Consider the following 24,495-nt stretch of genomic DNA (forward strand, 5'->3'; position numbering starts at 1 on the left):
GTTCCGCCGTGCGGGGGAACCTTCCGCGACGGGGTGGCCCGGGCGGTCCGGGCGGCCCGCGCCGGACGCTCACGGACCCTGTGGACGAACGCGGACGAACCGGTCACCGCGCCCGTACTCTCGTCGCTCGGCGGCGCGTGCCGCTCCCGACGCGGGGAGGTGACGGATGACGAGGCTCCAGGTCGACACCGAGCTGCTGGCGCGCGCCGGCGGCACGCTGCACGCGATCCAGGACGACCTGCGGACCGTCCGCGACGACGCGCCGCTGCGCACCCTCCTCGGCCACGACGGTCTCGCGGACACGCTCGACGCGTTCACCCACGGCTGGGACGACGCGCGCGCGTCGCTGGTGCGCCTCGTGGGCGACGTCGGCGAGGCGTGCCGCGAGGCCGCCGACACGCTGGACGACGTCGACGCCGACCTCGCCGCGAGCATCCGGGGAGCCTTCGGGTGAGCGGCTCCTGGTACCCGCTGGCGTGGACCGACCCCGTCCCGGGCGACCCCGCGGCGGTGCGCGACGCAGCCCGCCGCTACGACGCGGTCGCGCAGCGCATCACCCGCGCGACGGCCGACCTGCGGGAGGTCGGGGCAGGCGTCGTGGGCACGTCGCAGGCTGTCGACGAGCTCCGCGCCCGCGCCGAGGAGACGGCCGAGCGCATCGCCGCCGCACGCGAGCGCTACGCCACGACCGCCGCGGCGCTCGCCGACTACGCCGACGGGCTGGCCCACGCGCAGTCCCCCGCGCAGGACGCGCTCGACGCGGCCCGCCGTGCCGCACAGGCCGTCGACGACGCGGGGCGTGACGTGCAGCGCTGGGCCCGGCAGGCCACCGAGGCGGTCGACGCGGCCGAGGCCGCCGCCTACGAGCGGCTCGCCGAGTCCGCCCGCGAGGCCCGCGACGACGCCGAACGGGCCCTGTCCCGAGCTCGCGAGCTGCTCGACCAGGCCGTCGCCGCCCGCGACGCCGCCGCCCAGCGCGCCCGGGACCTCGTCTCACGCGTCCTCGGTGCCGACGGGCTGGCGGACTCGCTCTGGTCGGCCCTCGGCAGGGGCGCCTCGGCCGTGGGGTCGTGGTTCACCGACGTCGGGCACTGGTTCTACGACCACGTCGACGAGATCGCTACCGTGCTGGGCGTCGCCGCGCTGCTCCTCGCCTGGGTACCCGTCCTCGGCCAGGCGCTGGCCGCGGCGGCTCTCATCGCCGGGGCACTGCAGCTCGCCCGCGACCTGCACCTCGCGCTGACGACTGATGCGGGTTGGCGGGACGTCGCCCTGGGGGCCCTCGGGCTCGTGACGTTCGGCGTCGGACGGCTGGCGGGTCAGGGCCTGCGCCTGGCCGCCAACAACGCCCGCGCGGCGCAGGGGCTGCGGACGCTGCCGGTGGCGGGGCAGGCGGCGGGTGCCGGCGCCCGAGGTGGCGCTGCTGCCCAGGGCGCGCGGGCATCACTGCGTCGAGGCATCGACACACGCCTCGGGCACGGACAGACGTGGAGCTCCTCGAGGCTGTGGTCGGTCATGCGCCCTGGCGCGATCGCTCAAGACGTCCTGCACGACCTCACCGGCGTCGCCCGGTACGCCAGGAACTCGAACCTGGCACCCAGCAGCGGGCTGCTCGGCCACGTCGCGCGTCCCGTCGACGTGCTGGAGAACGCCTTCAGCGAAGGCGCTCACGCACTGCGCAACACCGCACCGGGGATGGAACGGGTCACCACACTGCTCGGCGACGCCGGGGCGGCGCGCGACATGCGCTTCCTCGCGAGCGCCGGGAGCAGCCTCGGCCAGTCCGGCGCTGCTCTCCGGGGCTGGGCCGCAGGACGGGGCGCCCTCCAGGTCGTGGACGTGGGGATCGTCGTCGACAGCGTCTTACCGAAGGAGGGATGAGAGCAGTGCTCATGAGGATCCTGGACGCCGAGTGGCGTTACCCCGACGAGGAGCACTGGGTGTCATGGGACCCGGGCGACCGGATCGACGCTGTCGCTGCGGAGCTCGCACGCCGCGTCGCCACTACCCCCACCGGCGCCGCGCACCTGCACCGCAGCATCGTCGCGGTCAACAGGTCCGCCTTGACCAAGGGCAACACGGTCGGGCAATCCGCGCTGTGGATCCCCGACCCCGGCACGGGCGAGGTCCGTGGCGTCGTGGAGGTGTCGGTCAGCGCATTCACTCACCCCCGCCAGGCCACGCCCGAGGCGTTCGTCGCCCGCAACTGGCGCCGTGACTACGGCGGCTGGCGCGTGAGGATCACCGAGCGCGCTGCCGAGGTCTTCGAGTGCCAGGCAGGCCGTGGTGTCGTCGAGACCATCGTCGGGCGCCTGCGCGGCGAACGCACCGTGCAGGCCTACTCCTCGTTCTTCGTCTTCCCCCACGACGGCACCCCCGAGGCCGTCCAGCTCGCCTTCAACACCGTCCACCTCGACCAGCTCGTCGAGCTCACGACCCTCGGGCGCAGCATCACCGACTCCCTGGAGATCACGACAGGCCCGGCGACGTGACGGCCAGCGCACCACGCCACGCAACGACGGGCACGGTCGGCGTGGTGCTCCCGGCCGACTGGCACGTCGTGGACCTGGCGACCGACGCGACCCGGCACGCGGGGGTCACCGCGCTCGTCGACGCCCAGCTCCCCCGGCGCGACGACGTCGCGACCGTGCGCCGCCGATTGCGCCGCGACGTCGAGGAGCAGTCCCGCCGGGCCGCGCAGGCCGGCGGCCGGTTCAGCGCGTACATGCTGGACGTGGTCGGCCCTGTCCCGCTGCCGGCGGTGATCACCGCCTACCGCACGCCGGGCGCGCTCGCCACGGACGACGACCTGCGTGCCCTGGCGGACACGCTCACGGCGCGCCTGGGCCCGGCCGGCACGGTCGACGCGGGCGCCGGCCCGCTCGGGCCGGTCCTGCGCGCGGTGTCGCAGCGGCCGGCCGCGGACGAGCACGGGCCGGACCTGCTCGTCGGCGAGTACTGGTCCGACCCGGACGACGGCGACGGCCTGCTCCTGCTGTCGTTCTCGACCCCGCTCGTCGGGCTGCGCGACGCGGTCCTCGAGCTCTTCGACACCGTCGCCGGGTCCGTCCACCACGTCGACGGCACCCCGGCTGCGGCCCGTGGCCGGTGAGCGCGCGCTCGACACGCGGCCTCAGCCGTTCAGGCCTATGTTCGAACAATACGAACACGCTTACACTTCGTACTCCGCCGTTCGCCAGGAGCACGCATGAGTGCAGCACTCGCCCCGCACACCTATCTGCCCAGCGACGCTGCGACCGAGCAGATTGCTGAGGTCCGCAGCTTCCTCAAGGCACAGGGTGCCCGCGGCACTGACGTGACCCCGCGCTACCTCCTCGTCGGAAGCTCCGAGGGAGAGCAGGTCGAGCTGCCCCGGCCCATCTACGAGGCACTGCTCCTCGTCGCCGACTCGCTCGCCGCAGGCAAGGCGGTGACCGTCGCACCGGAGGCGACACTGCTGACGACGCAGCAGGCCGCCGACCTGCTCGGTGTGTCACGACCGACCGTCGTCCGGCTGATCGATGCGGGCTCACTCCCGAGCGAGCGACACGGCAACCGTCGGCGGATCCGGCTCGGCGACCTCCTCTCTTACCGGGAGCAGCGGCGCGCGGAGCAGTACGCCATGTTGGCGGCGACCGCAGTCGACATCGACGACGAGGACGACATCGACCAGGTCCGGCAGCACCTGAAGGACGCGCGTCGCGCCGTTGCCTCCCGCAGACGCGCGGCGGCGTCCTCGTCCGACGACTGACTCGACATCGTGTGCGCCGCCCTCCTGGACACGTGCGTGCTCTGGCCCAGCCTCCAGCGCGACGTCCTGCTGTCCTTCGCGATCGAAGGCCTGTACGAGCACGTCGTGGCAGCGGCCGTCGTGGGCGGCGTCGGCGTGATCGTGACCGACAACCTGTCGGACTTCCCGCCGTCCGCCGTGCCTCGGCGCATCGACGTCAGGACGGCGGCACTGCGGAAGGCGTGACCGAGCTACGGGTGCGACCACCCCTCACCCCCGCAGCACCAGCACCTCAGCCGCCTCGAGCACCAGGGCGTCCCCCACCTCCACGGTCCGCCCCGTCAGCAGGTCCTCCCCCGCCACCTGTGACGTCACGGTCACCGGCGACGCCCCGTGGTGCAGCACGAACGTGAAGGTCGCGCCGTCGGGCGCGACGCGGCGCGTGACCTCGACGCCCTCGTCGTCGGCGTGCGGCCCGACCAGCCCGTACCCGGTGAGCACGTGCCGCAGCACGCGCCCGACGCCCGCGTCGTCCAGGCCGGTCGCGACGTGCCACGCCGCACCGTCCCCGCGCCGCGACCGCGTCACCGCGGGACGGCCCGCGTAGAAGTCGGCCCCGTAGGTCCCGATCACCTCCGTGCCGGCCTCCGGCACGAGCAGCTCGAACACGAGCGTCGCGTCGTGCGTCGTGGCCTCGTCGTCGAGCACGAGCGTCACCGGGTTCGCGGCGCCCGGGAGCCCAGAGTCCGTCTCCTCGACGCGCGTGCCGAGCAGCGGGTCGAGCGGGGGCACACCGAGGTACGCGTTGTCGTCCTCGTCGACGCGTCCGCCGTAGAACGTCGTGACGAGCGTGCCGCCACGCTCGACGTGCGCGGTGAGGCGTGCGGCGACGTCGCCCTTCAGCAGGTGCAGCACCGGCGCGACGACCACGTCGTACGCCGCGAGGTCCGCCGTCACCGGGACCACGTCGACCTCGGCGTTCGCCGCCCACAGCGCCCGGTGGTACTGCAGGAGCGTCTGCAGGTACGACACGTGGCGGTTGTACCCGTCGGTCATCTCGACGGCCCACCACGAGTCCCAGTCGAGCAGCAGCGCGACGCGGGCGGGCGTCCGGGCGCCCAGGAGCGCCGGCCCCGTGCGCGCCAGGGCGGCCCCCAGGTCCGCCGCCTCACGGAAGACACGCGTGTCGGTGCGCCCCGAGTGGTCGATGAGCGCGCCGTGGTACTTCTCGCACGCGCCCTTCGACTGCCGCATCTGGAAGTACAGGGTCGCGTCGGCGCCGTGCGCGACGGACTGCCACGTCCACAGCCCCAGGACGCCGGGCCGCTTGACGGGGTTGACGTCGCGCGAGGCCGTGATCGACGGCGTCTGCTCCATGACCCAGAACGGCTGCCCGTCCTTCAGCCCGCGCATGGCGGCGTGCGTGGCGGCCATGCGGGCGGCCGTGCGCAGCGGGTCGTCGGGCAGCGGCGGATAGTTGTCCCAGGACACGAAGTCGAGGTCGTCGGCCCAGCGGTGGTAGTCGACCGGCTGGTAGAAGCCCATGAGGTTGGTCGTCGCCGGCAGCGACGAGTGCGCGCGGATCGCCGCGCGCTCGGCGACGAACCCCTCGCGCAGCCGGTCCGACATGTACCGCCGGTAGTCCAGCGTGATGCCCTGGAACGCCGTGTGGTTCGGCCCGCGCCAGTGCTCCGACAGCATCGACGGCGGTACGACCTCCTCCCAGTCGCCGTAGACGTGCGACCAGAACAGCGTGGTCCAGGCGTCGTTGAGACGCTCGAGCGTGCCGTACCGCGCGCGCAGCCAGTCACGGAAGCCGGCCGCGCACAGGTCGCAGTAGCAGGCACCGCCGTACTCGTTGCCGACGTGCCACGCGACGACCGCCGGGTGGTCGCCGTACCGCTGCGCGAGCGCATCGGCCATCGCGACCGACAGTCTCCGGAAGTCCGGCGACGACGGGCAGTGGTTGTGCCGCTGCCCGTGGACGTGCCGGCGGCCCTCGAAGTCGACGCGGCACGCGTCGGGGTAGGCCCGCGCGAGCCACGGCGGCATCGCTCCGCTCGGCGTGGCGAGGACCACGTCCCGTCCCTCGCGGTGGGCCCGCTCGACGATCGCGTCGAGCCGCGAGAAGTCGTACCGCCCCTCGCGCGGCTCGGTGTGCGCCCACGCGAACACGCCGACCGTGAGCGTGGTGACGTGGGCGAGGTCGAACGCCGCGTGGTCCTCGTCCCAGACCTCGACCGGCCACTGCTCCGGGTTGTAGTCACCGCCGTAGCGGATGTGGTCACCGACGGGCAGGGGCACGGGTCCTCCAGGGAACGGGGGTCAGGACGGGGGCGTGTCCGGCTCCGCCGGTGCGGTGAACCGCTCGGTGGCGTCGCGCACGGCGGGGTCGGTGGTGGTGACGACCGCGAACGCCAGCAGCCCCGACAGCATCACCAGCACCCAGTCGGACGTGAACAGCACGATGCCCACGCTCAGCACGACGAGCGACAGCGCACCGAGCCCGACCAGGGGCTTCATCGCGAGGTAGTAGGCGGCCAGGCGTGCGACGTCGCGCGTGCGCAGGCTGAGGCGCGAGGACAGCGCCATCGCCAGGACGGCCCACACCAGCACGGCCACCGCGATCAGGACGAGCACGAGCCCGTACCCGCTGGGCACACCGGCGGCGTCGAGCGACGCGAGCGAGAACGCGATGACCGCGAGGACCAGCACGGTCGGCACCCACCACCGCAGCACGTCGAGCACGTTGAGCGCGTACCCGCGCCAGAAGTGCCGGCCCGGGGACAGGTCGCGGTCGGCGACGAACCGGCGCCACGCGAACATCGCGGCGGCGAGCGCCGGGCCCATGGGCACGGCGAACAGGGCGACGAGCCAGACGTTGCCCGCGTCACCCGCGAGGAACGGCACGAGCGCGAGCGGCAGCCCGCCGGTGAGCACGGTGAGCAGGCTGATGACCAGGGCCCACAGGACGACGGCCGCACCGCGCGACAGCGGACCGGCCCCGACCTCGTCGAGGTCGTCACGGCGCACCACGCTCACGCCTCCCGTCGCTCGTGTCGGGCGACGAGCCGGTCGTCGTCGACACCGAGCAGGCGGCGGTCGTCGAGGCCCTCGTGGTGCGTGGGCGTCACGGGCGTCAGCTCGACGAACGTCACCTCGTGGCGCGCCAGGGCGAGGTCGAGGTCGATGCGCCCGTCGGCCGCGCGTGCCACGTCGTGCGAGACGGCCGGGCGCGCGCACGCGTGCAGCAGGTCGAGCTCGCGCGCGGTCGGCGACATGGGACGCCCCAGCTCGCGCCACGCGGCGAACGCGTTGCCGTCCTGCTCGTTCACGCGCTCGCGCAGCACGAACGCCGCGTCGCCACGCACCGGGAGGGACAGCTCGACGCGGTGCTCCGCGGCGTCCGCACCCTCGGTGCCGCCGACCGGCTGCCACGCGAGCACGGTGACGCGCCCGTCGGGGTCGGCGCACACGAGGTGGTCGTCGCCGCGTGCGAGGACGTCACGGCCCATGCGGGCCATGAACGCGTACAGGTGGTACGTGGGCTTGGCGACCTGCCGGTGCGTGAGCATGCCGAACCCGCCGTGGAAGAACGACGTCGGCACGTTCGCCTCCTCGAAGACGTCGCAGAACGTCCAGTAGGAGAACGAGTCGACGACGTCGCCGCCGCCCGCGAGCACCGGCGCGAGGAAAGCCGCGTTGTACGCGGTGTCGTGGATCGGGTTGTCCGGGCGGTACGAGGTGTTGAACTCCGTGATGTGCACGGGCAGGCCGGCCAGGCGCGTGTCCGCCAGGTAGCGGCCGGCTGCGCCGAACTGGTCGAGGAGCTCCTGCGGCGGCATCTGCGTCTGGTAGACGCCGAACGGGATCCGCTCCGGCATCCCCGAGGAGTACGCGTGCCGGGTGACGAAGTCGATCGGCACGTCGCGCTCGGTCACGAAGTCGGCGAACGGCTTCCACCACTCGTCGTCCGACCCGCCACAGATGGCCGGGCCGCCGACCTGCAGGTCCGCGTCGACGTCCTTGATGCCGCGCGCCGTCTCCTCGTACAGACGGAAGTACGCCTCCTGGTCGGCGTCCTTCCAGAAGACCGTGAGGTTGGGCTCGTTCCACACCTCGATCGGCCAGCGCCGCACCTCGTCGATGCCGTACCGCTCGATCGAGTGCCGCAGGAACGCCTGCACGAGCGCGACCCACTCGCCGTGGTCGCGCGGCGGGGTGACGTTGCCCTTCCACCAGAACACCGTCTGGTCGCCGGACGCGAGCTGCGAGGGCATGAACCCGAGCTCGACGAACGGCCGGATGCCGAGGGACAGGAAGTGGTCGTGGACCTGGTCCACGTAGGTCCACGCGTAGCGCGTGTGCGTGCGGCCGTCGATCTCGTCCGTGCGCAGCACGCCCATGTCGTCCGACAGCAGCCCGTGCCCGCGGATGTGCCGGAACCCGATGTCGCGCTGCACCTGCGCGAGCGAGTCGCGGTAGTCCGCGCGCAGCGCGAGGTTCATGCGGCCGGTGCCGACGCAGGCGCGCCACGCGTCGGGCAGCGGGCCGGAGGGCTGGGCGGGGACGACGGTGCGCACGGGTGCGACCTCCTCAGCGACGGTGACGAGACGGTGCGGGTGCCGGCCCGGCGGCGGGACGGCGGGGACCACCTTCGCACGTGCGCGCGGTCCCGGGGGACGTCCGGCACCCCGCGGGGTGCCGGACGCGACCGGGCCCGGCCACCCGCCCCGGGGGGAGGCGGGCGGCCGGGCCCGTCGGCGTCAGCCGTTCTGCTCGGCGAACCGCTCCTGCGCGGCGTTCACCACGTCGAGGTACTGCTGCATGTTCTTGCCCTCGAGCTCGGCGACGTACGCGTCCCACTCGGACAGGTCGCGCTGGCCGAGGATGAACGCGGCGGTGTTCTGCAGCACGTGGTCGCGCAGCGCGGTCTGCCAGAGCGAGACCTGCTCACGCTCGAGCTCGTCCAGCGGTGCGGGCGGCGAGACCGGGGCGAGCTCCTTGTCGCTCATGGACTCGACGAACTCGACGACCTCGTCACGCAGCATCGACCGGTCCAGCTCGTCCGACGAGCCGTGCTCGAGCATCCACACGCCGTTGTGGTAGCCGTAGTCGACGTTGAGCGCCTTCGGCGCGCCCGGGTTCAGGCCGTTCTGGTCGATGTCCGGCATGAGCACGCGCTTGTCGCCCTCGCGCGTGAAGGTCTCACCCTCGACACCCCACTTGGCGAACTCCAGGCCCTCGTCGGAGTAGTACAGCCAGTCGATGAACTGCAGCATCGCGAGGAAGTCGTCCTCCTCGGCGGCCGACGAGGACAGCATGAGACCGCTGACGAGGCGCGAACCGGCCAGGACGTCACCGGCGGGGCCGGCGGGGACGCGGATCATGGCGACCTCGCCCTGCGTGCCGACCTCGGTCATGGCGGTCCGGACCTTGAGGATCTCCTGGTCGTTCGTCAGCTGGGCGAAGGTCTGGCCCGACGCCATCTTCTGGATGGCCTGGTCGTCCTCCTGCGTGAGGCTCTCGGGGTCCATGAGCCCGTCGGCGATGAGGCCGTGGTAGTACTCGAGCAGCTCGCGGTACTCGTCCATGGCGCCGGTGTAGACGAACTCGCCCGCGTCCTCGTCCCACCAGGTGCCCTCGCCGTAGCCCCAGCCGGCGGCCGTGCCGAAGTTCGACGCGGCGACGTTGAGAGTGGCCTCGAGCGGACCGTTGGCCGACCAGCGGTCGGACAGGGGGTACAGGTCGGGGTACGCGGCCTTGACCTTCGCCAGGTCGGCGGCGAAGTCCTCGAAGGTCTCCGGCTCCAGGCTCAGGCCGAGCTGCTCCCAGACGTCCTTGCGCACCGCGTACGTGTACGAGGGACGGACCGACTCGCGCAGGCCGGGCAGCACGTAGTACTTGCCGTCCTGCTGGCGCATCCGGTCGATGTCGGCCTCCAGGCCCCACTTCTCGACCTTGTCGAGGTAGTTCGGCATGTGCTCGACGTAGTCGCTCACGGGCAGGATCGCACCGCCGGCGACGAAGGCCACCTCCTGCCCGGGGTAGGTCACGGAGATGATGTCCGGGGCGTTGCCCGCGCCGATCGCGATCGACTGCGCCTGCTGCCAGTCGGACAGCGGGGCGGTCTGCATCTCGAAGGTGACCTTCTGGTTCTCCTCGAGCTTCGTGAGGATGTCCCAGTCCTCCTTGAGCGGGTAGTTCGGGTGGTCGCGGTACATCAGGCCGAAGCTCACCGGCTCGGTGGCCACGAACGTCGTGCCGACGCCGTAGTCCTCCATCGCACCGACCTGACCGAGCTCGCTCGCCTCGGGGGCGTCGTCCGTCTCGTCGTCCGACCCGCCCGAGCAGGCCGCCAGGGCCAGCGCGAGGGTCGCGGCGGTCGCGGCGAGCGCGAGGGGCCGCTTCTTCGTCGTCCTCATCATTCTCCTTCGGGTGGAACGTCGTCGTCCTGCAACCGGGGATGTGCACCGCTGCCGGCGGGCAGCGGGGGTGCGGGGAGGGGCTACTGCTTGACCGAGCCGAGCATCACGCCGGACACGAAGTACCTCTGCACGAACGGGTAGAGGCACACGATCGGCAGGACGGTGAGCAGCATCGTCACGGCCTTGACGTTGGCGGCGATCTGCGTCGCCTCGGCCGAGCCGGCCGCGCCGTCGACGCTGGTGGCGCCCGCGATGAGGTTCCGCAGGTACACCGTCACGGGATAGAGCTCGCGGTGGTCCATGTAGAGGAACGCGGCGAACCACGAGTTCCAGAAGGACACCGCGTAGAACAGGACCATCGTGGCGATGACCGCCTTGCTCAGCGGCAGCACGATGCGGGCGAGCTTGCCGTAGGTGCTCAGCCCGTCGATCTCCGCGGCCTCCTCCAGCTCGGTGGAGAAGTTCTCGAAGAACGACTTCATGACGAGCAGGTTGAACACGCTGATCGCGTTGGGCAGGGCGATGGCCCACACGCTGTTGCGCAGGCCCAGCTCGTTGACGAGCACGTAGTTGGGGATCAGACCGCCGTTGAAGAACATCGTGAAGACGGCGATGCCGATGAACACCGTGCGCCCACGCAGGTGGTACTTGGAGATGGCGTACGCGAACGTCGTCGTGAGGAACATCGCGACCACGGTCGCGACGACCGTGTAGTAGACGGTGTTCTGGTAGTTGCGCCAGAACATCCGGTCGCTCATGACCAGGTCGAAGGTCGTGAGGTTGAAGCCCTGGGGCCACAGGTTGACCTGGCCGGCGTTGATGTACGACTCGGAGGAGAACGCCTGCGCCGCGAGGTTGACGAACGGGTACAGCGTGAGGGCCGCGATGACGACCAGCAGCGTGGCGTTGACGATGCGGAACGCCGTGTAGGCGCGCGTGTCCTTCACGGCCCGGACGGTGGGCTTCGACAGCCGCTCGTCCAGCCGCGTCACGTTCTCGACGGTCACCACAGGGAGGCTCCGACCACTCGGCGCGAGATCGCGTTGGCGGACAGGACGAGGGTCAGGCCGATGAGGGCCTCGAACAGCCCGATGGCCGTCGCGTAGGAGAACTGGCTGGACCCGATGCCCACGCGGTACAGGTACGTCGCGATGACGTCCGCGGTCGGGTACAGCAGGGGGTTGTACAGGAGCAGGATCTTCTCGAACCCGACCGCCATGAACGAGCCGATGTTGAGGATGAGCAGCACGACCATCGTGGGGCGGATGCCCGGCAGCGTGACGTGCCACGTCTGGCGCCAGCGGTTGGCGCCGTCGATGCGCGCGGCCTCGTACAGCTGCGGGTCGATGGTCGACAGCGCGGCGAGGTAGAGGATCGTGCCCCAGCCGACCGTCTGCCAGATCTCGGAGGAGATGTAGATGGTGCGGAACCACTCGGGCAGCTGCATGAACCCGATCGCGTCGCCCCCGACGGCGGTGATGATCTGGTTGACCGTGCCGCGCATCGCGGTGAGCTGGAAGACCAGGCCGGCGACGATGACGATCGACATGAAGTGCGGCAGGTAGGAGATCGTCTGGACGACCCGCTTGAACCGCCGCGAGCGCAGCTCGTTGAGCATGAGCGCCAGCACGATCGGCAGCGGGAAGATGATGACCAGGCTCAGCACGCCCAGGACGAGGGTGTTCTGGAAGACGTTCCAGAAGGTGGGGTCGTTGATGAACATCCGCACGTAGTGCAGGCCCACCCACTCCTCGCCGAAGATCGACCCGCCGGGCCGGAAGCGCCGGAAGGCGATGACGTTGCCGATCATCGGCACGTAGCGGAAGACCGCGAAGAACAGCAGCGGCAGGACGAGCAGCGAGTAGAGCTGCCAGTCGCGGCGCACCGCCCGGCGCCACGTGCGACGCCGCTCGTCGGGCCGGCGCGCGGGCGCGTCGGATGGCGGCGGTGCGACCCGCACGGGGTGCACGTCCTGCTGCTGCGCCTGCATGAATCCCCACGCCCTCGTGGCCGAAACGTGTCGACGGGAGACCCCGTCCGGTGCGGGCGCCACGTTAGGCAAACGTTTGCCCTGGCGTCAAGAGACCGGCCCGAACCCCGTTCGGGCGGGTGACTCCCGGACGATCAGGACGGATCGCTCCGGGGTGCGGCGCGGCCGCCCGAACGGGTGCTACCTTCGACGCGAAACTTGCGAGCACGCCCCGAGCGCGCCGGTCGTCCCCCGCCGACCGCCGTCACGGGCCCCCGGTCAGAGGAGACCTTCGTGGCCACGTCCAGCGACAACCGACGGACGGTGACGATCGCCGAGATCGCCGCGCTCGCCGGCGTCTCCGTCCCCACCGTGTCCAAGGTCCTCAACGGCCGCGCCGACGTCGCCGCGACGACGCGCGCCCGTGTCGAGGCGATCCTCGAGGAGCACAGCTACCGCCGCCGGCGCGGCCGCGGCTCGGGCGACCCGAACCTCATCGACCTCGTCTTCCACCACATCGACAACGCGTGGGCGCAGGAGGTCATCAAGGGCGTCGAGGACGCCGCCGCCGCCCACCGCGTCGGCGTCGTGCTGTCCGAGCTCGGCGGCGCGCACCGCCCGCAGCAGGAGCTCATCGACGACATCCTCGCGCGCCGCCCGCTCGGCGTGCTGCTCGTGCTGTCGAGCCTCGACGCGACGCAGCGCCACCAGCTCGAGTCCCGCTCCATCCCGTTCGTCGTCGTCGACACCTGGGGCGAGCCGCCGGCGGGCGTCCCGACGGTCGGCTCCAACAACTGGAACGGCGGTCTCATCGCCACGCGCCACCTGCTCTCGCTCGGGCACCGCCGCATCGCGGTCATCTCGGGCCCGTCCGACGTGCTGTGCTCCCGCGCCCGCGTCGACGGCTACCGCAGCGCGCTCGAGGAGGCCGGCATCCGCTCCGACCCGTCGTACGTCCGCTGGGGCGACTTCCACGTCGACGGCGGCTACCGCCACGGCCTGGAGCTGCTGTCGCGCCCCGACCGCCCCACCGCGATCTTCGCCGGCTCGGACTACCAGTGCCTCGGCGTCATGCGGGCCGTGCGCGAGCTCGGCATGTCGATCCCCGAGGACGTGTCGGTCGTCGGGTACGACGACATCCCGCTCGCCCAGTGGCTCGGCCCGTCGCTCACCACCGTGCGCCAGCCGCTGCGCGAGATGGCCGGCACCGCGACCGAGATGGTGCTGAGCATCGCCTCCGGCGAGCGACCGTCCAACCTGCGGATCGACCTCGCGACCGAGCTCGTGGTCCGCGAGTCGACGGCGCCGGCACCCGCCGGCGTCTGACGGGCGGCGCTCAGCGCCCCGCGCTGCGGCGCCACCACGCCAGCGTCGGCACGCCCAGCGCGAGCGTGCCCAGGATCGTCACGACGCGCCACACGACAGCGATCCCCGGCCCGACCCTGCGATGACCACCGGCCTGCCCGGCCGCAGCGTCACCTGCGCCCGCTCCGTTCCGCCGCGCTCGCGCACGTCGACCACAACGTCCCGCTTGGCCGCGAGCTCGGCCAGCACGACGCGACCCTCGGCCCACCGCAGGTCGACGAGGTCCACGCCGCCGCGCAGCCGCAGCCCCTGCACGCGTCCCTCCGGCCAGGACGCCGGCAGCGCGGGCAGCAGGTGCACCTCACGCACGCCGTCGGGGCCGCGGTGGTGCGCCTGCACGAGCGCCTCGACGACGCCCGCGGTGAAGCCGAGGTTGCCGTCGACCTGGAACGGCGGGTGCGCGCACAGCAGCGAGCGGTAGACCCCGCCGGGCGCCGGCCAGGACGCGGGCTCCTCACCGGGGACGGGGTGCAGGAACGCGCTCACCAGCGCCGCGACGCCCTCGGGGTCGCGCAGCCGCGCGCGCAGCGCGAGCCGCCACGCGAGCGACCAGCCGGTCGACTCCGGGCCGCGCGCGTCGAGCGTGCGACGGGCCGCGGCCGCGAGCTCGGGCGTGGTGTCCGGGTCGATCGACGTGCCGGGGAACACCCGGTACAGGTGCGACTGGTGGCGGTGCTCGGGCTCGGCGTCGGGCACGTCCTCGTGCCACTCGGCGAGCCGGCCGTCGGGGGCGACGCGCTCGGTGGGCAGCCGCTCGAGCGCGCCGTCGACGGCGGCGCGCAGGTCCTCGTCGCGGTCCCGCACGACGGGCGCGAGACGCCGTACCTGCTCGAGCAGGTCGCGCACGATCGCGAGGTCCGCCGTGGTCGACACCGCCACCGCCGCGGGGCGGCCGTCGGGCAGCAGGTAGTGGTTCTCGGGGCTCGTCCCCGGCGACGTGCCGAGCGTGCCGTCGGGCAGCTCGACGAGCAGGTCGAGCACCGCGCGGGCGGCGTCGCGCACGACCGGCCAGTGCCGGCGCAGCGCGTCGTCGTCGCCCGTCCAGTCGTGGTGGTCGACGACGTGCCGGGCCAGCCACGCACCGCCCAGCGGCCAGGCCGACCACGACGCGGAGTCGTGGCCGCGGCCCGTCGGGCCCGTGAAGCACCACGGGTCGGAGTTGTGGTGCGCCACCCAGCCGCGTGCGCCGTACAGCGTCCGGGCGGTCTGCCGTCCCGCGGCGGCGAGCCGGTCGAGCCAGGACAGCAGCGGCTCGTGGCACTCCGCGAGGTCGCCGACGAGGGCGGGCCAGTAGTTCATCTCGGTGTTGATGTTGATCGTGTAGTTCGAGCTCCACGGCGGGCGGACCCGCTCGTTCCAGATGCCCTGGAGGTTGAGCGGCAGCGTGCCGGGCCGCGAGCCCGCGACCGTGAGGTACCGGCCGAGCTGGAACGCCAGGACCGCCAGGTGCGCGTCCGGCTCGCCGGCCGCGTGGCGGGCGAGCCGCGCGTCGAGCGGCAGGTCGGGCGGCGCGGCGACCAGGTCGAGCGACACGCGCCCCAGGAGCGCGGCGTGGTCCGCGACGTGCCGGGCAGGGATGCCGTCGACGTCCGCGAGCGCGCCCCGCAGGCCCGCGAGCGCGTCGGCAGCCACGCGCTCCCGGTCGCCGTGCAGCGTGCCGGTCGCGACGTCGTGGTCGGTCGCGGACGTCAGGACGACGCGCACGCGGCGTGCCCCGGTGACCCGCACCTCGCCGTCGACGACCGCGACCGGGGCGTCGTCGGCCAGCACCGCGAGCGCCACCGCGGCGTGCACGGACCGCCCGCCGTACTGCACGGGGTCAGGGCCGTCGACCCAGTCGGGCAGCACGTGCGAGGGCATGTCGAGGGTGGCGACGAGGATCCCGTCGCCCGCGGCCGCCGGCGTCGACGCCCACGGGTGCGGGGACGCCAGCCGCACGCGCGTCTCCCCCGGCGCCCCGGCCCGCTCCAGCAGCAGCGCGCCGTCCGGGTGGCTGACGAGCACCTCCTGCCGCCACGGCTCGCCGGCGGCCGAGCGCCACGTCGTCGTCACCACGCCGCGCGCGAGGTCGAGCACGCGGCGGTAGTCGTCGCGACCCGCGGCTCCCGGCTGCTCGACGAGCACGTCGACGAGCGGCTGGTACGCCTGCACCCAGCCGCTCTGCAGCTTCGCGAGCTCGTCCTGCGCCGCGAGCGGGTCGCCCTCCGCGAGGAGGTGGCGTGCACGCCGCACCACACCTGGCGCACCGTCCGGCCCCAGCGGCCCGACGGGCTCGACGGTCCCGTCGTGCGGGGCGCCCGACCAGCAGGTGTCGTCGTTGACCTGCAGCCGCTCGGCACCCGTCCCGCCGTGGACCATGGCACCCAGACGCCCGTTGCCGACGGGGAAGGCGTCGGTCCACCAGCGCGCGGGCTCGTCGAGCCGCAGCACCAGCCCGGACGCCGTCGTCACCGCCCCGTCGTCGATCACGCCCACACCCAACCACGGTGCGAGGATCGGCGGGTGCACGTCGCCTTCTTCGAGCCGCGGATCCCCGGCAACACCGGCAACGCCATCCGGATGTGCGCGGGCACGGGCGCCACGCTGCACCTCGTCGAGCCGCTGGGCTTCGAGCTGGACGAGGCGCGGCTGCGGCGCGCGGGCCTGGACTACCACGACCTCGCGCACGTCGTCGTGCACGCGTCGCTCGCTGCGCTGCTGGACGCGCTGCCCGCGTCCCGCGTGTGGGCGTTCACCACGCGCGCCACGGACCGCTACACCGACGTGGCGTGGCGCGACGACGACGTCCTGCTGTTCGGCCCCGAGCCGACGGGCCTGCCGGCCGACGTGCTGGCCCACCCGCGGGTCACCGGCGAGGTCCGCATCCCGATGCTGCCGGGGCGCCGGTCGATGAACCTGTCGAACGCCGCGGCGGTCGCCACCTACGAGGCGTGGCGGGCGCGGGGGTTCCCCGGCGGGGTGTGAGGGCCTGTGACAGGGCGGGTGTGACGCGCCCCCGGCGGTCAGCGCTGCGAGCATCGGGGGATGACGTTCCCCACCCGCCCGGTGCTCACCGGCACGTTCGGCATGGTCGCCTCGACGCACTGGCTGGCCAGCGCGGTCGGCATGCGCACGCTGGAGGCGGGCGGCAACGCGTTCGACGCGGCCGCCGCGGCGGGCTTCACGCTGTCGGTCGTCGAGCCGCACCTCGACGGCCCGGGCGGGGACGCGCCCGTCATCGGCCACCGCGCGGCGGACGGGCACACGTTCGTGGTGTGCGGGCAGGGCGTCGTCCCGGCGCGCGCGACCGTCGACGCGTACCGGGCACTGGGGGTCGACGAGGTCCCCGGCACCGGGCACCTCGCGGCCGTCGTGCCCGGGGCGTTCGGCGCGTGGCTCGACCTCCTGGCGCGGTACGGCACGCTCCCACTGGCCGACGTCCTGGCCCCCGCTCTCGGGTACGCGCGCGACGGCCACCCGCTCCTGCCCGGCGCGGCGGCGGCGATCGGTACGGTCGCGGACCTGTTCCGCGACCACTGGCCGACGAGCGCGGCGGTCTGGCTGCCGGGCGGGGCGGTGCCGCGGGCGGGCGAGCGGTTCCGCAACCCCGACCTGGCGCGCACCTTCGAGCGGCTGCTCGCCGAGGCCGCCGCGGCCGGGCCGGACCGCGAGGGGCAGATCGAGGGCGCGCGGCAGGCGTTCTACGAGGGGTTCGTCGCCGAGGCGGTCGACGCGTTCGTCGCCGGGACGCCGGTGCTCGACGCGACGGGGCGCGCACACACGGGCTTCCTGCGGGCCGACGACCTCGCCGCCTGGCGCGCGACCGAGGAGCCCACCGTCGCGGTGCCGTTCGCGGGCGTCGAGGTGCACAAGACCGGCCCGTGGGGTCAGGGCCCGGTGCTGTTGCAGCAGCTGCGGATCCTCGAGCGGCTCGGCATCGAGGACGTCGTGCGGGACGCCGTGGCGCGCGGGGACGACGACGACCCGCAGGGCCCGCTCGTGGAGCTCGTGCACGTCGTGGTCGAGGTCGCCAAGCTCGCGTTCGCCGACCGGGACGCCTGGTACGGGGACGCCGCGAGCGTCCCGCTCGACGCGCTGCTGTCGCCCGCGTATGCCGCCGAGCGCGCGCACCTCGTGGGCAGCGACGCGGACGGCGAGCACCGCCCAGGTGCACCCCACGGGGAGTGGCCGCGGATGGCGCGCGCCCTCGTCGGCGCGCGGGCGGCGGCCACCGCGGGCGTCACGGCGGCTCCTGCGGCACCGGGCCTGGGCGAGCCGACTGTGTCCCCGCGGGGCGTGACGCGGGGGGACACGTGCCACGTCGACGTGGTCGACCGCTGGGGCAACCGGGTCTCCGCGACGCCCTCGGGCGGGTGGCTGCAGTCGAGCCCGGTGGTCCCCGGCCTGGGGTTCGCGCTGCCGACGCGCGCGCAGATGTGCTGGGTGCAGGACGGCCTGCCGGCGAGCCTCGTCCCGCGGACCCGGCCGCGCACGACGCTCAGCCCGGCCCTGGCGCTCGGCGACGGGCACGGGTTCGCGTTCGGGACACCGGGCGGCGACCAGCAGGACCAGTGGCCCGTGCCCTTCCTGCTGCGGCACCTGCTGGGCGGGCTCGACCTGCAGGCCGCGATCGACGCGCCGGCGTGGCACTCGACGCACGTGCACGGCTCGTTCCACCCCCGCTCGCACACCCCGCGGGGGCTCGTCGCGGAGTCGCGCCTGGGGCCTCGCACGCTCGCCGCGCTGGCGGCGCGTGGGCACACCGTGACCGACGCCGGGCCGTGGTCGCTGGGCCGGTTGAGCGCGGCCGGCGTCGGGCCGGACGGGTGGCTCCTGGCGGCCGCCAACCCGCGCGGCAGTCACGGCTACGCCGTGGGCCGCTGACGGACGCTTCGACACTTTCGACGGTCGGACCGACCGTGATCGGGCTGTGACCTGCGAGGTCACAGGGCCGGATCGCGATCGTGACTCTTATGTGAACGCTCAACATCCGGACGAAACAGACATCGGACCTCTCCTGCTGTCACAGCCCCCATCATGAGGGTTCTATGAGGAATTGACCGCTGGGACGATTCAGACATCGGAGCACCGTTACCGTCGGAGACATGCCCTACGACGTCGTGGATGCGCACCTGCAGGTATGGGACCCGGAGTCGGTCCACTACCCGTGGATGTCGCAGGACCCCTCCCTCCTGCGTCGCACCTACCGAGTTCGCGACGTCGGCGGTGCACTGGACGAGCACCACGTGGACGGCGTGGTGCTCGTCCAGTCCGCCGACAACCGGGCCGACAGCGAGCACCTGCTCTTCCAGGCGCTGTGCGACCCCCACGTCGTCGGCGTCGTCGCGTGGGTCCCGCTGGACCAGCCGGACGAGGCCGCGACCCAGCTCGACCACTGGCGCGTCGAACCCATCGTCGGCGTCAGCCACCACGTCGACCGCGAGCACGACACGCAGTGGCTGCTCGGCGACGGCGTCGAGGACGGCCTCACGCTCCTCACCGAGCGACGGCTCGTCCTGGACCTGCCGGCCACCACGCCCGAGCTGCTGCACCACGTCGCCACGATCGCCGACCGGCACCCCAAGCTGACGGTCGTCGTCGACCACCTCGGCGCACCGCCGCTCGCCGCGCTCCGCGCCGGTGAGACGGCCACGTGGCAGCGCTGGGCCGACGCCCTCGCCGTCGTCGCGCAGGCACCGAACGTCGTCGCCAAGCTCGCGGGCCTCGGCCGCGCGGCCGGCCCCGGCTGGACCGTGGACGACGTGCGCCCCGCCGTCGACCACGCTCTCGACGTCTTCGGCCCCGACCGCCTCATGGCGGGCAGCGACTGGCCCACCTCCCTCGACGCGCACGGCACGTGGGCCGAGGTCTGGGGCGGGCTGCGTGCGACGCTCGACGGCCTCGACGAGGCCGCCGTGGCCCGCGTCATGGGGCGGACCGCCGTCGAGACGTACGGCATCCCCCCGCTCGTCCCCGAGCGCTGACACCTGCCCCACCCCCGCCGCAGCTGCGCACGACGACGGAGACGAGCACGTGTCACGCACCCAGGACGTGGTCGAGGACGTCCAGCGCCTGATCCTCGACGGTGGGCTGCGCCCCGGCGACCGGCTCCCCGCGGAGAAGGAGCTCGCGTCCGAGCTCGGCGTCTCGCGCGGCTCCCTGCGCGAGGGCGTGCGCGCGCTCGTCGTCCTCGGCATCCTCGAGGCGCGGCACGGCGACGGCACCTACGTCACGTCGCTGGACCCCGCGACGCTGCTCAGCCCGCTGGCGTTCCTCGCCGACCTGCCGGGCGACCACTCCTCCCTGCACGCCGTGCGGGCGATGCTCGAGACCGAGGCCGCGGGACTCGCCGCGCTGCACCTCACGGACGCGCACGTCGCCCGCGCACGCCGCGCGCTCGACGACATGGCGCGTGCCCTCGTCGCCCCCCGCCCCGACTCCGAGCGCCTCGCCGCCGCCGACCTCGCGTTCCACCAGGCCGTGGCCGACGCGTCCGGCAACCCGGTGCTGGCCGCGCTGCTGCACGCGCTCGCCGGTCGCCAGGCCCGGCACCGCGTGTGGGACGAGATGCCCGAGATCGCCGGGGACCGGACCTTCGAGGAGCACGAGGCGGTCCTCGCCGCCATCACCGCACGCGACCCGGACCGGGCGCGCCTGCGCATGGCGATGCACATGGTCGCGATCGAGGACCTGCTGGCGACCACGAGCACCGACGGCCCCGCACCCCGGCGCCGCAACCTCGCGGAGGCCACGACCGCCCGCTGACGCCACGACCGGCCGCTGCGCCACGACCCGACCGGCCGGTGCTCACGGCCGGGCGTCGCTCGCTCCACCGCACGCCGCCAGCACGAACTCGTACAGCGCCCCGCGCAGCGCGTCCGGCGCAGCGACGAAGTGCAGCGGCTGCTCGACCCCGTCGACCACCGCGGCCAGGCCCAGCACCGTCCCCCTCTTGTCCTCGGCGATCGCGTGCAGGTCGCAGCGCGCCGGCACGGTGGCCAGCACGAGGCGCCCGTCCGGCGGCGGCGCGGCGGAGTCCACGTCGACGTCCCACCGCCCTGTCGCCCCCCACGGACGCAGCAGCGTCGTGGCGCGCACCCCGGTGAGGCGCACGTGCGGGCCGCCGGGCACGGGCTCGACGCGCAGCGTCACGTCCGCGACCGGCACGCCCTCGACCTCGCGCACCACGAGATCGTCGGCGAACGTCACGCGCAGGCCCGCCGCGACCGCCGCGGCCGCGCAGTCCTCACCGTGGATCCGCCGCAGGTCGTCGGCCTCGTCGGTGGGCGCCACCACGACCGTCCCCGCCCGGCCGTCCGACGTGGTGACGTCGAGCTCGACACGCACAGCCGGGTCCCCGGGCGCGTCCGGGCCGCAGGCCGCAGGCCCGAGCGGCACCCGGAGCCGCCGCACCCGGTCGGCGCCCACGTCACGCCCCGCCTCGGTCCCACCGCCCACGAGGTCGCTCACGAGCCGGGCGCGCTCCACCACGACGTCGACGGGCCCGGTGTTGCGGACCTGCAGCTCGACGATCCGTGCGACCCGGTCGGTGCGGGCCTGCGCGACCTCGACCTCGAAGGTCACGGCGGGCGGCAGGGGCGCCGCCGAGGTGGGCATCGCGGAGGCAGGCGTGGCGGACGAGCGGACCGCCGGCGGGTGGCCCGGACCGCACGCCGACGACGTCACGGCGAGGAGGAGCAGCAGCGCCCCGCACGCCTGCGCGCGACCGGTCATGGGCGCAGCGTCGCACGCAGCGGCGTCCGCACGGGAGCCCCGGCGTCCGCGCGGAAGCCCCGGCGTCCGCGCGGGCGCCCGGCTCAGTCCTCGAGCAGCCCGGCCGCGAGGAAGTCGATCGACTCCCCGATCGCGGGCAGGCCCGGCACGGGCGGGATGTCGAGGTGCCCGTGGAGCATGCCGGCCGCCACCATCGCGCGCGTCGGCACGCCCGCGTCCTGCAGCTGCAGGAGGAACGTCTCGCCGGACGGCCGCAGGTCGTCGACCTCGCTGAGCACGACCGACGTGGGCGGCAGGCCGGCGACGTCACCGTTGCCGGGCATCGCCTCGGCGGGGAAGCCCGACAGACGCCCGAGGTAGGTGCGGGTCATGTCGAGCACCGTGGCGGGCAGGAACCGGATCGCGGCCGGCACCCGGCGCAGGTCGTCGACCTGGTCGTCGGGCAGCGCGGGCGTCGGGAAGTGCAGCGTCGGGTACGCGAGCAGCAGCGCGTCGGGTACACGCGTGCCGGCGTCCCGCACGCGTACGGCGGCACCCGTCGTGAGGGTCGCGCCCGCCGATGCACCACCGATCCCCAGGCGCGTCGCCCCCAGCGCCGGCGCCGCGTCGAGGAACCAGCACCACGCCGCGTGCACGTCGTCCAGCGGTACCGGGTACCCCGCGCCGGGCGTCGCGAGCCGGTACCCGACGGACGCCACGACGATCCCGTGCCGCGCCGCCAGCTCGGCGGACACCACGTGCGCCTCGCCCATGTCGAGGTCGCCGAAGGCGAACCCGCCGCCGTGCGCCCACACCAGGCCGGCGCCCGACGCGGCGCGCCCGCGCGGGCGGTACAGCCGGACCGCGACCTGCCCGTGCGGGCCGTCGACCGCGAGGTCCTCCACGTGCACGTCCGGCAGCCGGTACCCGGCGCCGAGCGAGGCCGTCGCGGCGGCGTGGCTGGTCCAGCCGGTCACGGACGGCAGGAGGTCGGCGAGCAGCGGATGGATCGGCACGGTCGCCGATGCTCCCACACCCGCCGGTCAGGCGACGGCGCGGCCGCTGCGGTCCGGCGTGGAGGCCCGCAGGAGGACCTCGGTGTCGACGGTCAGCACCCGCGCCCCGGTGCGCGGGCGCTCGTCCAGCGCGAGCAGCGCCGCACAGCGCCCGACGTCCCCGTGCGGTACCCGCACGGTCGTCAGCTGCGGCACGACGTCGCGCAGCGTGAGGACGTCGTCGAAGCCCGTGAGCGCGACGTCCTGCGGGACCCGGACCCCCAGCGCCCGCGCCGCGGCGAGCGCGCCGAGCGCCAGCACGTCGTCGACGGCGAGGACCACGTCGACGGGCCGGCGTCGCGCGAGAAGCTCCCGCATCGCCGTCGCACCGCCCTCGTGCGTCAGGTCGCCCAGCACCACGTGCGCCGGGTCGACGGGGCACCCGAGCGCACCGAACGCCCGGCTGAACGCGTCGCGTCGGGTCTGCGAGGCGAGGTGCGTGCGCGGCCCCCCGAGCACGGCGGGCTGCCGGTAGCCGAGCGCGTGCAGCGCGTGGGCGAGGGCGTCGGCACCGCCCACGTCGTCGACCACGACGGCGTCGACCCCGAGACCCGCGGTGCCGACGACGACAGCCGCCCCACCGGCGGCCACGTAGTCGGCGAGGGCCTGCCGGAGCAGGTCGTCGGCGACGTCGTCGTCGTGCCGCGGTCCGGCGACCACGACGGCGCGGGCGCGCTGGCGCTGCAGCACCCGCACGAGCTCGATCTCCCGCGCCGCCTCGTGCTGCGCGCACGCGAGCGTGACCTGGAGGTCGGAGGCGTCCGCGACCCCGACGACGCCCGCCACGAGCGCGGCGCAGGACGGGTCGGTGACGTCGTGGACGACGAGACCCACCGACGTGGTGCGACCGCGCGCCATCGCCTGGGCCGTCGCGTCCGGCGTGTAGCGCAGGCGTGCGGCGGCCGTGAGGACACGTGCGCGCAGCTCGGGGCGGACGGTGCGGTTCGCGCTGCCGTTGATGGCGCGCGACGCGGTCGCGAGCGAGACACCCGCCTCGCGCGCGACGTCGCTCAAGGTCACCCGGGCCGTCACGATCGAAGGCTAGGGCACGATTCATGGTGAGTTGCGACGTTCGCCCCGAACGTCCGTCCACCGGACGGGGACCGTGGGTCGCAGCACCCACGTGCCCTCGGGTCGGCAGGGGTGAGGTCAGCGGTCGACGCGCGCCGAGCCCCCGCCGGCGAGCCGCAGCACCTCGGCCCGCGTGGCCATCGACGTGTCGCCCGGCGTCGTCATCGCCAGGGCACCGTGCGCCGCGCCGTACTCGACGGCGGTCGCCAGCGGCTGCCCGTCGAGCAGGCCGAACGCCAGGCCGGACGCGAACGAGTCGCCACCACCGACCCGGTCGAGGATCTCGAGGCCCGGGCGGTGCGTGGCGTGCACGAGCCCGGACGCGCGGGACCACGCGACCGCGCCCCAGTCGTTGACGGAGGCGGAGCGCACCGTGCGCAGCGTGGTCGCGACGACCCGCAGGTCGGGGTAGGTCGCGACGACGCGCTCGATCATCGCCGCGAAGGCGCCCGCGTCGAGGTCGCTCAGATGCTCGTCGACGCCCTCGACCTCGAACCCGAGCGCCGCGGTGAAGTCCTCCTCGTTGCCGATCATCACGTCGACGTGCGGCGCGACGGCCCGGTTGACCTCCTGCGCGCGCGCCTGCCCGCCGACGGCGCGCCACAGCGAGGGGCGGTAGTTGAGGTCGTAGGACACGACGGTGCCGTGCCGCCGCGCGGCGGTGACCGCCTCGAGCACGGTCGCGGCCGCGGTGTCCGACAGCGCCGCGAAGATGCCGCCGGTGTGGAACCACCGCACCCCGAGGTCGCCGAAGAGGTGGTCCCAGTCGACGTCGGCGAGCTGCGAGGCCGCCGTGTGCCCGCGGTCCGACACGCCGACGGCGCCGCGCACGCCGAAGCCGCGCTCGGTGAAGTTCAGGCCGTTGCGGACCTCGCGCCCCGTGCCGTCGTACGGCACCCAGCGGATCAGCGACGTGTCGACGCCCCCGGCCAGCACGAGGTCCTCGACGAGGCGGCCGACCTCGTTGTCCGCGAGCGCCGTGACCACGCCGGTGCGCAGGCCGAACGCACGGCGCAGGCCGCGGGCGACGTTGTACTCCCCGCCGCCCTCCCAGACGCGGAACTCCCGCGTGGTGCGGATGCGCCCCTCCCCCGGGTCGAGACGCAGCATCACCTCGCCGAGTGCGAGCGCGTCGTAGCGGCACTCGGCGACGGGACGGATCACGAGCTCGGTCATCGTGGACTC

Annotated in this window: 22 protein-coding genes; 11 read left to right on the top strand and 11 right to left on the bottom strand. The window is 74.0% G+C overall.

What is annotated here, in order from left to right:
* The first annotated feature begins 166 nt into the window (after positions 1 to 166).
* The 6 genes from CFLA_RS15110 to CFLA_RS15135 all read left to right on the top strand — a co-directional run bounded on the left by CFLA_RS15110 (position 167) and on the right by CFLA_RS15135 (position 3,976).
* The gene (locus CFLA_RS15110; RefSeq protein ID WP_013118203.1) at positions 167 to 454 is read left to right on the top strand and encodes a hypothetical protein; all 288 of its coding nucleotides are present in this window, start codon (positions 167 to 169) and stop codon (positions 452 to 454) included.
* Positions 451 to 1,881: a putative T7SS-secreted protein gene (locus CFLA_RS15115; protein WP_013118204.1), complete on the top strand. Its 1,431-nt coding sequence runs from the start codon at positions 451 to 453 to the stop codon at positions 1,879 to 1,881. The genes CFLA_RS15110 and CFLA_RS15115 overlap by 4 nt, the downstream gene beginning before the upstream one ends.
* An 11-nt stretch (positions 1,882 to 1,892) precedes the next feature.
* A complete protein-coding gene (locus CFLA_RS15120) occupies positions 1,893 to 2,492 on the top strand; it encodes a hypothetical protein (RefSeq protein WP_148234382.1) in 600 nt (199 codons plus the stop codon).
* A 44-nt stretch (positions 2,493 to 2,536) separates the two neighbouring features.
* The gene (locus CFLA_RS15125) at positions 2,537 to 3,112 is read left to right on the top strand and encodes a hypothetical protein (RefSeq protein WP_148234383.1); all 576 of its coding nucleotides are present in this window, start codon (positions 2,537 to 2,539) and stop codon (positions 3,110 to 3,112) included.
* Between the two features lie 96 nt (positions 3,113 to 3,208).
* A complete protein-coding gene (locus CFLA_RS15130) occupies positions 3,209 to 3,751 on the top strand; it encodes a helix-turn-helix domain-containing protein (protein WP_013118207.1) in 543 nt (180 codons plus the stop codon).
* Positions 3,752 to 3,787: 36 nt separating this feature from the next.
* Positions 3,788 to 3,976 carry a hypothetical protein gene (locus tag CFLA_RS15135; RefSeq protein WP_187291379.1) on the top strand — a complete coding sequence of 63 codons (189 nt, stop codon included), beginning with the start codon at positions 3,788 to 3,790 and terminating at the stop codon, positions 3,974 to 3,976.
* Between the two features lie 24 nt (positions 3,977 to 4,000).
* Here CFLA_RS15135 and CFLA_RS15140 read toward each other — a convergent pair whose 3' ends face one another.
* The 6 genes from CFLA_RS15140 to CFLA_RS15165 form a co-directional block, all read right to left on the bottom strand.
* Positions 4,001 to 6,034: a beta-galactosidase gene (locus tag CFLA_RS15140; protein ID WP_013118209.1), complete on the bottom strand. Its 2,034-nt coding sequence runs from the start codon at positions 6,032 to 6,034 to the stop codon at positions 4,001 to 4,003.
* A gap of 21 nt (positions 6,035 to 6,055) precedes the next feature.
* Complete coding sequence (locus tag CFLA_RS15145; RefSeq protein WP_222836758.1) at positions 6,056 to 6,772, bottom strand: glycosyl transferase; 717 nt, start codon at positions 6,770 to 6,772, stop codon at positions 6,056 to 6,058.
* Entirely contained in the window at positions 6,769 to 8,313 is a 1,545-nt protein-coding gene (locus CFLA_RS15150) for a GH39 family glycosyl hydrolase (protein ID WP_013118211.1), read from the bottom strand. The genes CFLA_RS15145 and CFLA_RS15150 overlap by 4 nt, the downstream gene beginning before the upstream one ends.
* 183 nt (positions 8,314 to 8,496) lie before the next feature.
* Positions 8,497 to 10,155: an ABC transporter substrate-binding protein gene (locus CFLA_RS15155; RefSeq protein ID WP_013118212.1), complete on the bottom strand. Its 1,659-nt coding sequence runs from the start codon at positions 10,153 to 10,155 to the stop codon at positions 8,497 to 8,499.
* Between the two features lie 83 nt (positions 10,156 to 10,238).
* Positions 10,239 to 11,165, bottom strand: a complete 927-nt coding sequence (locus CFLA_RS15160; RefSeq protein WP_245530257.1) for a carbohydrate ABC transporter permease — start codon at positions 11,163 to 11,165, stop codon at positions 10,239 to 10,241.
* Entirely contained in the window at positions 11,162 to 12,148 is a 987-nt protein-coding gene (locus CFLA_RS15165; RefSeq protein WP_013118214.1) for an ABC transporter permease, read from the bottom strand. The genes CFLA_RS15160 and CFLA_RS15165 overlap by 4 nt, the downstream gene beginning before the upstream one ends.
* A 273-nt stretch (positions 12,149 to 12,421) precedes the next feature.
* Between CFLA_RS15165 and CFLA_RS15170 the strand changes: the two genes are divergently transcribed.
* On the top strand, positions 12,422 to 13,453 hold the full coding sequence (locus CFLA_RS15170) for a LacI family DNA-binding transcriptional regulator (RefSeq protein WP_013118215.1): 1,032 nt from the start codon (positions 12,422 to 12,424) through the stop codon (positions 13,451 to 13,453).
* 78 nt (positions 13,454 to 13,531) lie between these two features.
* On the opposite strand, the gene CFLA_RS15175 is transcribed toward CFLA_RS15170, so the two are convergent.
* Positions 13,532 to 16,000 carry a glycoside hydrolase family 95 protein gene (locus CFLA_RS15175; RefSeq protein WP_187291303.1) on the bottom strand — a complete coding sequence of 823 codons (2,469 nt, stop codon included), beginning with the start codon at positions 15,998 to 16,000 and terminating at the stop codon, positions 13,532 to 13,534.
* Here CFLA_RS15175 and CFLA_RS15180 point away from each other — a divergent pair.
* The 4 genes from CFLA_RS15180 to CFLA_RS15195 all read left to right on the top strand — a co-directional run bounded on the left by CFLA_RS15180 (position 15,995) and on the right by CFLA_RS15195 (position 20,236).
* Positions 15,995 to 16,456, top strand: coding sequence for a tRNA (cytidine(34)-2'-O)-methyltransferase (locus CFLA_RS15180; protein WP_013118217.1), 462 nt, complete (start codon positions 15,995 to 15,997; stop codon positions 16,454 to 16,456). The two genes, CFLA_RS15175 and CFLA_RS15180, sit on opposite strands and share 6 nt — an antisense overlap.
* Before the next feature lie 60 nt (positions 16,457 to 16,516).
* The gene (locus CFLA_RS15185) at positions 16,517 to 18,355 is read left to right on the top strand and encodes a gamma-glutamyltransferase family protein (RefSeq protein ID WP_013118218.1); all 1,839 of its coding nucleotides are present in this window, start codon (positions 16,517 to 16,519) and stop codon (positions 18,353 to 18,355) included.
* A 221-nt stretch (positions 18,356 to 18,576) separates the two neighbouring features.
* Positions 18,577 to 19,455, top strand: a complete 879-nt coding sequence (locus CFLA_RS15190; RefSeq protein WP_013118219.1) for an amidohydrolase family protein — start codon at positions 18,577 to 18,579, stop codon at positions 19,453 to 19,455.
* A gap of 49 nt (positions 19,456 to 19,504) precedes the next feature.
* On the top strand, positions 19,505 to 20,236 hold the full coding sequence (locus tag CFLA_RS15195) for a FadR/GntR family transcriptional regulator (protein WP_013118220.1): 732 nt from the start codon (positions 19,505 to 19,507) through the stop codon (positions 20,234 to 20,236).
* Between the two features lie 42 nt (positions 20,237 to 20,278).
* Here CFLA_RS15195 and CFLA_RS15200 read toward each other — a convergent pair whose 3' ends face one another.
* The 4 genes from CFLA_RS15200 to CFLA_RS15215 form a co-directional block, all read right to left on the bottom strand.
* Positions 20,279 to 21,205 carry a hypothetical protein gene (locus CFLA_RS15200; RefSeq protein WP_013118221.1) on the bottom strand — a complete coding sequence of 309 codons (927 nt, stop codon included), beginning with the start codon at positions 21,203 to 21,205 and terminating at the stop codon, positions 20,279 to 20,281.
* Positions 21,206 to 21,288: 83 nt separating this feature from the next.
* On the bottom strand, positions 21,289 to 22,200 hold the full coding sequence (locus CFLA_RS15205; RefSeq protein WP_013118222.1) for an alpha/beta hydrolase: 912 nt from the start codon (positions 22,198 to 22,200) through the stop codon (positions 21,289 to 21,291).
* A 27-nt stretch (positions 22,201 to 22,227) separates the two neighbouring features.
* Positions 22,228 to 23,271, bottom strand: a complete 1,044-nt coding sequence (locus tag CFLA_RS15210) for a LacI family DNA-binding transcriptional regulator (RefSeq protein ID WP_013118223.1) — start codon at positions 23,269 to 23,271, stop codon at positions 22,228 to 22,230.
* A gap of 117 nt (positions 23,272 to 23,388) precedes the next feature.
* Positions 23,389 to 24,486 (bottom strand): sugar kinase, encoded by a 1,098-nt coding sequence (locus tag CFLA_RS15215; protein ID WP_013118224.1) that lies wholly within the window; start codon positions 24,484 to 24,486, stop codon positions 23,389 to 23,391.
* Between the last annotated feature and the right edge of the window lie 9 nt (positions 24,487 to 24,495).

It is taken from the genome of Cellulomonas flavigena DSM 20109 (assembly GCF_000092865.1).
Classification (GTDB): Bacteria; Actinomycetota; Actinomycetes; order Actinomycetales; family Cellulomonadaceae; genus Cellulomonas; species Cellulomonas flavigena.

Coding starts and splice junctions, on each gene's coding strand:
- CFLA_RS15110 (WP_013118203.1), top strand. CDS start 167: ATGACGAGGCTCCAGGTCGACACCGAGCTGCTGGCGCGCGCCGGCGGC.
- CFLA_RS15120 (WP_148234382.1), top strand. CDS start 1,893: ATGAGGATCCTGGACGCCGAGTGGCGTTACCCCGACGAGGAGCACTGG.
- CFLA_RS15130 (WP_013118207.1), top strand. CDS start 3,209: ATGAGTGCAGCACTCGCCCCGCACACCTATCTGCCCAGCGACGCTGCG.
- CFLA_RS15155 (WP_013118212.1), bottom strand. CDS start 10,155: ATGAGGACGACGAAGAAGCGGCCCCTCGCGCTCGCCGCGACCGCCGCG.
- CFLA_RS15165 (WP_013118214.1), bottom strand. CDS start 12,148: ATGCAGGCGCAGCAGCAGGACGTGCACCCCGTGCGGGTCGCACCGCCG.
- CFLA_RS15185 (WP_013118218.1), top strand. CDS start 16,517: ATGACGTTCCCCACCCGCCCGGTGCTCACCGGCACGTTCGGCATGGTC.
- CFLA_RS15190 (WP_013118219.1), top strand. CDS start 18,577: ATGCCCTACGACGTCGTGGATGCGCACCTGCAGGTATGGGACCCGGAG.
- CFLA_RS15200 (WP_013118221.1), bottom strand. CDS start 21,205: ATGACCGGTCGCGCGCAGGCGTGCGGGGCGCTGCTGCTCCTCCTCGCC.
- CFLA_RS15215 (WP_013118224.1), bottom strand. CDS start 24,486: ATGACCGAGCTCGTGATCCGTCCCGTCGCCGAGTGCCGCTACGACGCG.